The 12,294-nt window shown below is 67.5% G+C and carries 11 protein-coding genes; 6 read left to right on the plus strand and 5 right to left on the minus strand.

The features are described from left to right. Positions 1-41 precede the first annotated feature (41 nt). A complete protein-coding gene (locus Q1A36_RS02565) occupies positions 42-2,231 on the plus strand; it encodes a ComEC/Rec2 family competence protein (protein WP_299839255.1) in 2,190 nt (729 codons plus the stop codon). Here the strand turns inward: Q1A36_RS02565 and Q1A36_RS02570 are convergent, their stop codons facing one another. Both Q1A36_RS02570 and Q1A36_RS02575 read right to left on the minus strand, forming a co-directional pair. Then, positions 2,232-2,834, minus strand: coding sequence for a methyltransferase domain-containing protein (locus Q1A36_RS02570; RefSeq protein ID WP_299839258.1), 603 nt, complete (start codon positions 2,832-2,834; stop codon positions 2,232-2,234). Then, positions 2,831-4,195, minus strand: a complete 1,365-nt coding sequence (locus Q1A36_RS02575; RefSeq protein WP_299839261.1) for an aminotransferase — start codon at positions 4,193-4,195, stop codon at positions 2,831-2,833. Before Q1A36_RS02575 ends, Q1A36_RS02570 begins: the two co-directional genes overlap by 4 nt. Before the next feature lie 229 nt (positions 4,196-4,424). On the opposite strand from Q1A36_RS02575, the gene Q1A36_RS02580 reads away from it, so the two are divergent. Further along, positions 4,425-5,093, plus strand: a complete 669-nt coding sequence (locus Q1A36_RS02580) for a 3-oxoacid CoA-transferase subunit A (RefSeq protein ID WP_299839264.1) — start codon at positions 4,425-4,427, stop codon at positions 5,091-5,093. Continuing rightward, on the plus strand, positions 5,090-5,725 hold the full coding sequence (locus Q1A36_RS02585; protein ID WP_299839267.1) for a 3-oxoacid CoA-transferase subunit B: 636 nt from the start codon (positions 5,090-5,092) through the stop codon (positions 5,723-5,725). Before Q1A36_RS02580 ends, Q1A36_RS02585 begins: the two co-directional genes overlap by 4 nt. A 55-nt stretch (positions 5,726-5,780) precedes the next feature. Here the strand turns inward: Q1A36_RS02585 and Q1A36_RS02590 are convergent, their stop codons facing one another. Together Q1A36_RS02590 and Q1A36_RS02595 are read right to left on the minus strand one after the other, a co-directional pair. Next, positions 5,781-6,176 carry a DoxX family protein gene (locus Q1A36_RS02590; protein WP_299839270.1) on the minus strand — a complete coding sequence of 132 codons (396 nt, stop codon included), beginning with the start codon at positions 6,174-6,176 and terminating at the stop codon, positions 5,781-5,783. Positions 6,177-6,423: 247 nt separating this feature from the next. Further along, complete coding sequence (locus Q1A36_RS02595) at positions 6,424-7,290, minus strand: NAD(P)-dependent oxidoreductase (RefSeq protein ID WP_299839273.1); 867 nt, start codon at positions 7,288-7,290, stop codon at positions 6,424-6,426. 140 nt (positions 7,291-7,430) lie between these two features. Between Q1A36_RS02595 and Q1A36_RS02600 the strand changes: the two genes are divergently transcribed. The 3 genes from Q1A36_RS02600 to Q1A36_RS02610 all read left to right on the plus strand — a co-directional run bounded on the left by Q1A36_RS02600 (position 7,431) and on the right by Q1A36_RS02610 (position 11,487). Continuing rightward, positions 7,431-9,866, plus strand: coding sequence for a penicillin acylase family protein (locus tag Q1A36_RS02600; RefSeq protein ID WP_299839276.1), 2,436 nt, complete (start codon positions 7,431-7,433; stop codon positions 9,864-9,866). Positions 9,867-9,944: 78 nt separating this feature from the next. Further along, positions 9,945-10,865, plus strand: coding sequence for a dihydrodipicolinate synthase family protein (locus tag Q1A36_RS02605; protein ID WP_299839279.1), 921 nt, complete (start codon positions 9,945-9,947; stop codon positions 10,863-10,865). A 58-nt stretch (positions 10,866-10,923) separates the two neighbouring features. After that, positions 10,924-11,487 carry a mechanosensitive ion channel domain-containing protein gene (locus Q1A36_RS02610; protein WP_299839282.1) on the plus strand — a complete coding sequence of 188 codons (564 nt, stop codon included), beginning with the start codon at positions 10,924-10,926 and terminating at the stop codon, positions 11,485-11,487. A 373-nt stretch (positions 11,488-11,860) separates the two neighbouring features. Here Q1A36_RS02610 and Q1A36_RS02615 read toward each other — a convergent pair whose 3' ends face one another. Continuing rightward, positions 11,861-12,253 (minus strand): hypothetical protein, encoded by a 393-nt coding sequence (locus Q1A36_RS02615; RefSeq protein WP_299839285.1) that lies wholly within the window; start codon positions 12,251-12,253, stop codon positions 11,861-11,863. Positions 12,254-12,294 lie beyond the last annotated feature (41 nt).

Below are 12,294 nucleotides of genomic sequence, written 5' to 3' on the forward strand. Positions count from 1 at the left end.
TCCCGGCGAGGAATAGAGAAGCCCGGACGGAAGAACAAGAATTGACGGCCCCGACGCTCCTGCCCCCCACCTCCCTGCCCGCGCCCGCTGCCATTGCGGCTCCGGTCCGGCTGGCTCGCCCCCCACGCCCGGCGGCGGCGGCGCGCGCCGGGCTGGTCCCGTGGCTGCCGGTCGGGCTGTCCAGCGGTATCGGGCTGTGGTTCGCTCTGCCCTTCCAGCCGGGTGCGCGGTTCTATCTCGCGGTTGCGGTCGTGGCGGTGCTGGCGCTGTGGGTCACGACCCGCGCCCGGCGTTGGGCCGAGACCGGACGGATCGGCTGGCGGCTCTCCGACGCGTTGCGGCTGGCAGGCTGGGCGGTGCTGCTCATCGCCACCGGGCTGGCGCTGACCGGCTTGCGATCCGAGCGTGTCGCCGCGCCGGTCCTCGGCTGGCGCTATTACGGCCCGATCGAGGGGCGGGTGGTCGCCATCGACCGCTCGGCCCGCGACCGGATGCGGATCACGCTGGATGCCGTGACCCTGCGCGACCTGCCCCCCGGCCGCACACCGGGCAAGGTGCGGCTGTCGCTGACGGATGCGGCGGCGGAAGACCTGCCGGTGCCGGGGGAACGCGTCATGCTGACCGGCCACCTGTCGCCGCCACCCGGCCCGGCCTCGCCCGGCAGCTTCGATTTCCGCCGCTTCGCCTGGTTCGAGGGGCTGGGCGCTGTCGGCTATAGCCGCAACCCGGTCCTGACCGTCACCCCGCCCGAGGGCGGCATCTGGGCGATGCACCGGCTACAGATGACCCTCGCCGAGGCCATGCGCGCGCGCATCGGCGGCCAGTCCGGCGCCGTCGCGGCGGCGCTGATGACGGGTGACAGGTCAGGCATCACCGAGGCCACGAACGAGCTGATGCGGGCTTCGAACCTCTACCACATCATCTCGATCTCGGGCCTGCACATGGGCATGCTGGCGGGTTTCATCTATGCGGCGCTACGGCTGGCGCTGGTCGGGGCGCAGGGGGCGGGGCTGCGGCTGGTCTGGCCCGCGCACAAGATCGCCGCCGGGGTCGCGATGCTGTCGGCGGCGGGCTATCTGTGGCTGGCCGATGGCGGCGTCGCCACCGAGCGCGCCTTTGTCATGGTGGCGGTGATGCTGGCCGCGATCCTCGCCGACCGCCGCGCCATCTCGCTGCGCAGCGTTGCGCTGGCCGCGACCATCATTCTGATCCTGAACCCCGAGGCGCTGGGGTCGCCCGGCTTCCAGATGAGCTTTGCCGCGACCGTGGCGCTGATCCTGATCTATGGCCCTTGGGCGCGGGTCTCGCCCGCGCTGCCCTGGTGGCTTCGGCCAGTGCTGATGCTGGTGATTTCGTCGCTGGTCGCGGGTCTCTCCACCTCGCCGATCGCCGCCGCGCATTTCAGCCGCATGGCGCAATACGGACTTCTGGCGAACCTGCTGGCGGTGCCGGTCATGGGCGTGCTGGTCATGCCTGCCGGGGTGATGGCGGCTCTGCTGGCCCCGGTCGGACTGGCCGGCCCGGCGCTGTGGGTCATGGGGCTGGGGACCAGCTGGATGCTGGCCGTGGCCGCCTTCGTCGCCGGGCTGAACGGCGCGGTGACGGCGATCCCGATGCCGCCTGCCCCGGTCCTGCCGCTGCTCGGCACTGGCTCGGTGCTGGCGGTTCTGGCCTGGCGGCGCGGGCAGATGCGTCCGGGGGTTTCTGCGCCCATTCTCGCCTGCGGGTCCGGGATCGGGCTGGTGCTGGCGGCCTTCGCGATCTGGATGACAGCCGAACGCCCACAACTGCTGATCGCCCCCGAGGGTGAGGCAGTTGGCCTGATGACGCCCGAGGGTCGCGCGGTGTCGAAGCCGACCGGCGGGTCTTTCGTGGTCGAGACTTGGCTGATCGAGGACGGCGATACCGCGACGCAAGAGGTTTCGGCCGCCCGCCCGGCCTGGAGCGGCGACAAGCGCGCGCGCGAAGCCGCGATCGGCGGGACCGGCTGGCGGGTGGTGCATCTGACCGGCAAGGAGGCAGGCCTGCGCGCCGCTGGCCACTGCGCGGCGCAGGTGATCCTTGTGATCGACGAGGTGGCCGAGGGTCTGGGTGACGATCCGCCCTGTCGTCTGATCGATCTGTCGTCGCTGCGCCGCTCGGGCGCGCTGGCGGTCAGGTTTCGGGATGGCGAGCCGCAGATCGAGTCCGTTGCAGATGCTGGCGGCAGGCGGCCATGGGCAGGGATCTGATCACGCCGCCAGCACCAGCCAGGTCCAGTTGATCCCGGCAGCATCCTGACGCTGCTGCGCCTCAGCCTCGACCCGGCGCAGGACACGGAAGCCATTGGCCTCGGCCAAAGAGATCGTGCCTTCGACATCGGCGGCAAAGACGCCCGACTTTGGTTGCTCCGGCCCGTGGCGCAGCGACAGGACCACATGCGCGCCGTCAGCCGAGAGGTCCCGCAACCGCCCCATCGCTTCCTGCCGCTGGAGCCCATCAAGATGATGCCAGACCGCGATCAGCAGCAGCAGGTCGAACCTGCGCCCCTCAAGCCCCGCAAGACCCGGCAGCTGATCCGCAACCCAGTCGATCCCCGCGTCCACATGGCGCAGTCGCGCAGCCTCGCGCAGCTCGTTCACCGGCTCGACCGCCGTGACCTGATGGCCCTGCCCGGCAAACCACGCGGCATCGCGGCCCGAACCTGCCCCCAGATCGGCGACCCGCGCCGGCGCGACTGGCAGAAGATCGGCCACCGGCGCGAAAAGCTGCGCCGGGGCCACGGTTTCATAGCGCTCGGCCAGTGCCGCGCCATGGGCGGCATAGAGGGCCAGCGCCGGGTTCTCGCCGCTCATGCGACCTCGGCAAAGACCTTGTTGAGCGCCGTTTCCAGCTTCTCGAACATCTCGTCCATCTGCGCCTCGGTCAGGATGAAGGGCGGGCAGAGGACGATGGACTGGCCGAGCGGGCGGCAGATCAGGCCGAGATCGGTGCAGGTATTGGCGATGCGTTCGCTGACCGACAGCGAGCCGTCGAAGGGGGTCTTGGTCGCCTTGTCCTTCACCGCCTCCAGCGCCCACATGAAGCCGATGCCGCGCAATTCACCGATATGCTCGCTGCGCTCCATGATCGCGCGCAGCCCGGCCTCGAGCCGCGGGGCCAGACGCTTGACGTTATCGGCCAGCCCCTCGTTCATCACCACGTCGATCGCCTTCAGCGCGATGGCGCAGCCGACCGGGTGGCCCGAGGCGGTGAAGCCATGCGGAAACTCCTCGATCTTCTCGGCCGCCGCCTGCATCCGGTCGGCCAGATCGGGACCAAGGATCACCGCGCCCATCGGGAAGAGGCCGGCGGTCAGGTTCTTCGAGGAAATGATCGCGTCGGGCGTGAAGCCATAGGTCTGGCAACCCCAGGTATTGCCGGTCCGGCCAAAGCCGCAGATCACCTCGTCCGAGATCAGCGGGATGCCGTGCTTTTTCAGGATCGGCTGGATCGCCTGGAAATAGCCCTTGGCCGGCGGGATCACCCCGCCCGCGCCCATCACCGGCTCGGCGAAGAAGCCGGCGATGGTGTCGGCGCCCTCGCGCTCGATGGTTTCTTCCAGCTCGCGCGCTAGCCGGGCGACGAACTGTTCCTCGGTCTCGCCCGGCTCGCCAAAGCGCCAGTAATGCGGGCAGGTCAGGTGCAGGAAGCCCTCCATGGGAAGGCCGAAGACCTCGTTATAGGGCTTGCCGGTCATCGAAGCCGAAACCACGGTGACGCCGTGATAGGCGTTCCAGCGGGTCAGGATCTTGCGGCGCTTTGGGTTGCCCTCGCTGGCGTGCAGGAACCACAGCATCTTGACCATGGTGTCATTCGCCTCGGAACCCGAGTTGGTGTAGAAGACGCGCCCGTAATCGAAGGGCGAAACCTCGACCAGCTTTTCCGACAGCATCACCGTCTGGTCGGACATGCGCCCGAAGAAGGCGTGATAGCCGGGGAAGCGGTCATATTGCGCCTTGGCCGCATCGGCCAGACCCTTGTGGTCAAAGCCCGCAACCATGTTCCACAGGCCGGAATTGGCATCGAGGTAACGCTTGCCGTTCACATCGAAGACATAGGGCCCCTCGCCATGGGTCAAGACCACCGCGCCGCGTTCATGCACGCTTGGCAGATCGGTGAAGCCGTAGAGCGAATATTCATCGGCGCGGGCTTCCCAGCTTTGCGGGTTGTTCATCGATTGGGCCTCCGGTTCGGGTTTGGGCGGAGGCTATCCGGGCGGCGTTGGCCGCGCAATGGGGCCGCGACGGGATTGGGTGAAGCGCCTGCCGCGCTGTAGGGAACTCGGGCGAAGTGCCGGGGATGACTGGCAGAATGGCGGCGCCCCCGCAGCGCGCGGCGAAGAATCGCGTTGCAACCCGGTGCCGCAGATTGCAGCCTGCCGGGACGAGGAAAGGACTGCCCGCGTGATCGACAAGACCTGCGCCGACCCCGTTGCCGCCATTCAGCCCATCGGCGATGGCGCCTCGGTGATGGTGGGGGGCTTTGGCACCTCGGGCATCCCCTACGGCCTGTTGAATGCGCTGGCCGAGAAGGGCGCGCGTGACCTGACCATCATCTCGAACAACGCGGGCGAGGGCGAGGCGGGGATCGCGGCCCTATTGAAGCTGGGGCTGGTCGCCAAGGTCATCTGCTCCTATCCGCGCACCCCCGGCTCGGTCTGGTTCGAACGCCGCTACAAGGCGGGCGAGGTGGCGCTGGAGGTGATGCCGCAGGGCACGCTGGCCGAGCGGATGCGGGCGGCGGGATCGGGTCTCGGCGGTTTCTTCACCCCCACGGGCTATGGCACGAAACTGGCCGAGGGCAAGGAAACGCGGGTGATCGGCGGGCGCGGTTACGTGTTCGAACCGCCGCTGTCGGCGGATTTCGCGCTGATCCGGGGCGAGACGGGCGATCGCTGGGGGAACCTCTCCTATCACGCCACGGCGCGGAACTTTAACCCGGTCATGGCCATGGCCGCGCGGCACAGCATCGCCGAGGTGCGGCAAGTCTCGACCGAACCGCTGCACCCGGAACGGGTGGTGACGCCGGGAATCTTCATCGCCAGCCTTTGCGAATACGCGGTGCGGCCATGAACCGTCGCAGCGATGCCGAGATGGCGGCGCGGGTGGCGCAGGACATTCCCGATGGCGCCTATGTCAACCTGGGGATCGGCAAGCCCACCCATGTCGCGGCGCATCTGCCCATGGGGCGCGAGGTGCTGTATCAGTCGGAAAACGGCCTGTTGGGCGTCGGCCCGCCGCCCGAACCGGGCCGCGAGGACCGCGAGTTGATCGATGCCAGCAAGCGCATGGTGACGGCGGTGCCCGGCGCGGCTTACTTCGACCAGTGCGACAGCTTCGCCATGATGCGCGGCGGGCATATCGATATCGCCGTTCTGGGCGCCTATCAGGTGGCCGAGACGGGCGACCTGGCGAATTGGGCGACGCTGGAGGACCGCCACCCGCCGGCTGTGGGCGGCGCGATGGACCTGGTCGCGGGCGTGCCGACGATCCTGATCCTGATGAACCATGTGGGCAAGGATGGCAGTCTGCGCCTGCTGGAGCGCTGCACCTACCCGCTGACCGGACTGGGTGTGGTGTCGCGCGTCTATACCGATCTGGCGGTGCTGGACATCGCGCCCGAGGGGTTCCGGCTGGTTGAACTCACCTCCGGAAACAGTCTGGCCGAGGTGCAGGCACTGACCGGAGCGAAGATCCACGTCTGAGACCGGCTGGATCGCGGCGCTGCCGCCGCGATCCCGTTCACAAAGATCCGCCGGATCAGAGCGAGCTGTTCCCGCGCGCGGCATCGACCGACCAGGGGCCGGGGCCGGCGGCGGCGAGGTAGAGGAAGACAAAGCTGTAAAGCGCGGCCAGTTCGCCGCCGTTCAGCAGCGGGAAGAACCCCTGTGGCGAATGGGCGATGAAATAGGCGGCGGCGGTCAGGCCGCTGGCGATGAAGGCCGAGAAGCGCGAGAAGAGGCCGATCACCAAGAGCACACCGAAGACCAGTTCGATGATCCCGGCGATGCCCGGCAGCGAGGACAGCGAAACACCGTTCATCTGGCTGACCGGGAAGCCCAGCACCTTGGTGGTGCCGTGCTGCAGCAGCAGCAGGCCCGACATGATGCGCAGGACCGAGCGCAGCTGCGGCTCGATAGGGGCGAGGAAGTTCATGGGCAATATCCTTTCGGGGGGTGACAGAGGGTCTCACCCGTCAGGGCGGACCGGTCAAAGGCATCTGGCGGGCGATCCCGCCGCGCGCGAGCCGGTGGCTGGAACCCGAATAACCGTTTCCCCACGCGCACTTGCTGGCCGCGCCGTTCTTCTGTCGCCACCGCGCAAAGTCAAGCCCGACCGATTTACCACGATATGACAGTTGCGCGAGTGGCACGGGGGCGTTGCGCGCCCCTGTGCAGACCCGTCAGCGGGTCAGCCGAGCGATCAGCGCCGAGGTGTCCCAACGGCCGCCGCCCATGATCTGCACCTCCTTGTAGAACTGGTCGATCAACGCGGTGACCGGCAGCGGCACGTTCAGCTCGTCGGCGGCGTCAAGGCAGATGCCCAGATCCTTGCGCATCCAGTCGACCGCGAAACCGTGGTTGAACTCGCCCGCCGCCATGGTCTTGTGGCGGTTCACCATTTGCCAGCTTCCGGCAGCGCCCTGGCTGATGACCTCGACCAGCTTCGCGGTATCAAGCCCGGCCTTCTGCGCGAAGGCCAGCGATTCCGACAGGCCCTGCACCAGCCCGGCAATGGCGATCTGGTTGCACATCTTGGCCATCTGCCCCGCGCCCGTGCCACCCATGCGGCGGCAGATCTTGGCATAGGCGTCGATCACCGGCTCGGCCCGGTCATATTCGGCAGCATCGCCCCCGCACATCACCGACAGCTGGCCATTCTCGGCCCCCGCCTGCCCGCCCGAGACCGGCGCATCGACATAGCCGAGACCCGCAGCCGTGGCAGCCTCGGCCAGCTCGCGGGTGACGGCGGCGGAGACCGTGGTGTGATCGACGAAGATCGCACCCTTGGTCATCCCGGCGAATGCGCCGTCGGGACCAAGGCAGACCGAGCGCAGGTCATCGTCATTGCCGACACAGGCCATGACGAAATCGGCGCCACTTGCGGCCTCGCGCGGGGTGGCGGCCCAGCTGCCGCCATGCTGGTCAGCCCATTTCCTGGCCTTGGCGGCGGTGCGGTTATAGACGGTCACGTCATGACCCGCCGCCTTAAGATGCCCGGCCATCGGATAGCCCATCACGCCCAGTCCCAGAAAAGTCACTTTCGCCATACTGTCCCCTCGATCCCTGCGCGGCCTGCGTTGAATTGCGCCGTCCGCTGTCCTAGACAGCACACCACCATCCCGGCGCGTGCAGGTCAAGCGCCGCTGACCCGCCGCTGACCCAAGGCCCAAGGACCGCGCAACATCCGATGCTGACCCTTTTCCGCTGGCTGCTGCGCCTGACCGTCGGGCTGATCCTTGTCATGGTGATCGCCACCGTGCTGGTCTGGTATTTCGCCACCCGTTCGCTGCCCGACTACAATGCCAACTACCAGATGGCCGGCCTGTCGGGGCCGGTCGAGATCGTGCGCTCGACCGAGAACGTGCCCCATATCTTCGGCGCCAGCGATGCCGATGTGTTCTTTGCCCTGGGCGTCGCCCATGCGCAGGACCGGCTGTTCCAGATGACCGTGCTGCGCCGCGCCGCGCAGGGCCGGCTGGCCGAGATCTACGGCGCAAGCGCCTTTCGCGGCGATGATCTGGCCCGCCGGCTCGGCCTTTACCGCCACGCGCGCGAGTCGCTGGCGGCGCAGGACGACTATACGCGGGCCGCGCTGGAAGCCTATTCCGCCGGGGTGAATGAATGGATCGCCCAGGTCAACCGCGATGCCGCAGGTCGCGGCGCGCCCGAGTTTTTCCTGTTCCCGGACGAGATCGCCGCCTGGAAACCCGCCGATTCGCTGGCAGTGCTGAAGCTGGTGGCCGCCACCAGTTCCAGCGCCATCCGCGCCGAGGTGCTGAACGCGCGGCTGTCGATCGCGCGCCCCGACATTGGCCCGCAGCTGGCCGCCCTGCCCGGCGATGCGCCCCTGCCCGATTATGCCGGCCTTTTTCCCGGCGCGCGGCTGATGCCGCCGGCGCAGCAGGAGGACACGTCCAGCTGGGACGAGGCGCTGGCCGGCTATCTGGACCCCGGCCTCGGCCTCAGCGCCACCGCCTTTGCCGCCGCGCCCGACCGCACCGCGGCGCAGGGTTCGATCCTTGCCAACAGCCCCGAAGGCCCGCTGACCGCGCCAAGCCTGTGGTACCTCGCGCGGCTGGAACTGCAGCAGGGCGGCGTCATCGGCGCCACCATTCCGGGGATTCCAGCGGTGCTGTCGGGGCGGAATACCGGGCTTGCCTGGGGCGTTACGCCGGCGGGTATCGATGACGCCGACCTGTTCATCGAGGAATTGCAGCCCGGCGACATCACCCGTTATCGCGGCGTCGATGGCTGGACCGATTTCACCTCGCGCCGCGAGGTCATCCGCATCCGCGACGGCGAGGACCAGCCGATCACCCTGCGTTGGACCGCCAATGGCGCGGTGCTGCCGGGGGTCGATTTCGATCTGGCCGACGTGACCCCTCGCGGCCATGTCGCGGCGCTGGCCTGGACCGGGGCGAGCGATGACGACGCCACCATGAGCGGGCTCATTGGCCTGATGCGCGCGCCTGACCGCGGCACCGCCGCCGAGGCGCTGGCGCAGGTGACGACGCCTGCGCTGCAGGTGACGCTGGCCGACCGCGACGGCGTGGGTCAGCAGCTGGCCGGTCGCGCCCCGCGCCGCGATGCCGCCCATCCGACCGGCGGTCGGATGCCCGCACCGGGCTGGGAACCGGCCTCGGGCTGGCAAGGCCTTGCCCCCGCCACCGAACTGCTGGGCAGTGCCCTGCCCGGTCAGGCCGGCGCCGATGGCATCGTGCTGGCGACCGGCGAGGGTGCTGCCGGGCCGCGCCTTGCCCGCCTGACCCGGCTGGCCGAGGACCGCGAGGTGCAATCGCGCGACAGCTTCATCGCCATCCAGCTGGACGTGGTCAGCCCCGCCGCCCGCGCGCTGCTGCCACTCGTCGGCGCCGATCTGTGGTTCACCGGCGAACCGGCCGCCACTGGCACGCCCGAGCGCCAGCGTCAGGATGCGCTGAACCTGCTGGCCGAATGGGATGGCGAGATGAACGAACATCTGCCCGAACCCGCCATCTATTCCGCCTGGATGCTGGCGCTGCAGGACCGGCTGATCCGCGACGAGTTGGGCCCTCTGTCCGAGGATATCACCGCGCTCTACCCGTCCTTCATCGAGGCGGTGTTCCGCAACCGCAACGGTGCCGCCGCCTGGTGCGATGTGGCGCAAAGCGCGCCGGTCGAGGATTGCGCCACCATCGCCCGGCAATCGCTGGACGCGGCCATCCTCGATCTGACCGACCGCTATGGCCCCGACGTGACCACCTGGCGCTGGGGCGATGTCCATGTCGCCACGCAGTCGCACCCGGCCCTTGGCCACCTGCCCGGCCTCAGCTGGGTGGTGAACCTGTCGCAATCGACCTCGGGCGACGGCTTCACGCTGGCGCAGGGCGGTCTCTTGGGCAGCGGCGCCAATCCCTTCCGCAATGTCACCGGCGCGGGTTATCGCGGGGTCTATGACCTTGCCGATCCCGACAGTTCGGTCTTCATCATCTCGACCGGGCAATCGGGCCATCCGCTGTCGCGCCATTACGACGATCTGGCCGAGCTGTGGCGGCGCGGCGAATATATCGGCATGTCGCTGGACCCCGAGCTTGCCCGCGCCGCCGCGACCGGTATTACCCGCCTCACCCCGCCCACCGAGTAGGCTTGGTATACCAAGATTGACAGGTGGCCCCTGCCCCGCTAACTCAACGTCAAGGATGGACGTCGAGGAGGGACAGCCATGGCCAATTCCGCAACATTAACCGGCGCATGGCCGGTCGCGCCGACGCCCTTTCATCCCGACGGCAGTCTCGATCTGCCGGGGATGCGCCGGGTGCTCGACTGCATTGTCGATCAGGGCGTCGACGGGGTCTGCATCCTCGCCAATTTCAGCGAGCAGTTCCTGATCTCGGATGCCGAGCGCGAGACGCTGACCCGGCTTTGCCTTGAACATCTGGCCGGGCGGCTGCCGGTGATCGTCACAATCTCGCATTACGCCACGCCCATCGTGGTCGAGCGGGCGCGGCTGGCGAAGCAGTTGGGCGCGGTCGCGGTGATGATGATGCCGCCCTATCATGGCGCGCTGCTGAAAGGCTCGGCCGAGCAGACTTACGAGCAATTCGCCCGCGTCGGCGAGGTCGGCATCCCGATCATGATCCAGGATGCGCCACTGTCGGGCGTCGATCTGCCGGTGCCGCTTCTGGTGCGCATGGCGCGCGAGATCCCGATGGTGCAGCATTTCAAGATCGAAAGCGTGGGCACCGCGACCAAGCTGCGCGCGCTGATCGCGCAGGGCGGCGAGGCCATCGTCAGCCCGCTGGATGGCGAGGAAGGCATCACCATGCTGGCCGATCTGGACGCGGGCGCCACCGGCACCATGTGCTCGGCGATGATTTCGGAGCTGATCCAAGAGGTTGTCACCACCCATCGCGGCGGCGACCGTGAGCTTGCGGTGGCGCAATACACCCGCATCCTGCCGGCGATCAACCACGAGAACCGGCAATGCGGCTTCCGCTCGGCCAAGGCGGCGATGCTGGAGGGGGGCGTCATCGCGTCGGATTTCTGCCGCCATCCGATTGCGCCGCTGCCGCCCGAGACGCGGGCGGAGCTTCTGGGTCTCCTGCGCCCGCTCGACCCGATCAGCCTGCGCTGGGGGCGCTGATCTTGCGCCTTGCGCCGCGCCGTGCCAATCCGGCGGCGGGAATGGCATGGGGCGGCAGATGACGACGACCAAGGACCTGCTCAAGTATATCGACACCTCGACGCCCCTCGGCGCGCTGGTGCTGGCTGCGATCCTCTTTGGCCTTGGGCTGATCCTCTCCTGGTCGGTGCGGCGGCTCTTGCGCACGGCGCTGAGCCATGACCGATCCGAGAAGATCAACGAGATCGCGCTGTCCTTTCTCAGCCAGCTGTCGATCCTCGCCGTCTGGCTGATCTTGCTGACGGTTTACGCCCATCTCGTGCCGGTGCTGAACCGCCTCGGAACGGCGCTGCTGGCAGGCGTCAGCCTGATGTCGGTGGTGGTGGGCTTTGCCGCCCAGACCACGCTGGGGAACCTCGTCGCCGGGATCAGCCTTGTCCTCTACCAACCCTTCCGCCGCGGCGACCGGTTGCAGATCGCCGCGCCCACGCCGAACGAATGCGAGGTGGGCGTGGTCGAGGACATGTCGCTGGGGTTCACCGTCCTGCGCACCGATGACGGCCGCAAGATCATCGTGGCGAACGGGACCATGGCGCAGAATACCATGATCAAGCTGGAGGACGGGGCTGCGCCCAAAGGCTGAACGCCAGTTGGAGGGCAAAGCTCCGCGACCTAAGCATCGATGATCCCCTGGGACGATCGTCTTCGCTCTGTGCGACATGTCCGGTGGATTGTGGTCAGCCAAGACCGGGTTCAACGCTGCTGTTAAGCGCGCGAGAATCTCAAACCGCACGTGCCAATGAAGCATAAGAGTGCACACCAAGCAGGTAGAGCCAGAAAATTCGGATAATTTATCTATATAATCCAGATATTTAACCAATAAAAATCATGCAACTCAGCATAAGCATGCGCATTCGCAGCATAAACGTGAACAGTCCGGGTGCATTCGGAACATGAAAAGTTTGCACAAGGCGGGCCATTGGTGCTGACGGAAGGTCTGCTTGGCGGCGCGTGTTTCACCCGTCGCAGTTCAGCAAGGCCAGAAGCTTCTCATGATCGAAGTCGGCCTGATAGTCTGCGACCTTGAATGGGTAATACCCCGCTGGCGTTCCATAGGTTCGGGAAAATGCCTCGTCGAAATGATCCGGCGAGCAGGCCTTTGCACCCTCCTGCTTTCCGATTGTCAGTGCCTCGATCAGCAGCTCGATCACGAGGCCCCATCGGTTGGCGCAGGCAACGCTGAGGCGCTGCAGGAAATCAGCGTGCGACAAGGGCTCAAAGTTGATTTTGGCTTTGTCCGCGAAGGTAAAAGCCAACTCGTTCAACTCCTCGATGTCCCTGGCCGGATTGATCTCCTCGAAATGGACGATGCTGTCCCATAGCGTGGTGTAGCTGGCGCTGATTGTCACCGTGATGTTCGGCGCGGGCCTGCTTGATCAGGATGCCACGG

The organism is uncultured Paracoccus sp., from assembly GCF_947487305.1.
GTDB lineage: Bacteria > Pseudomonadota > Alphaproteobacteria > Rhodobacterales > Rhodobacteraceae > Paracoccus.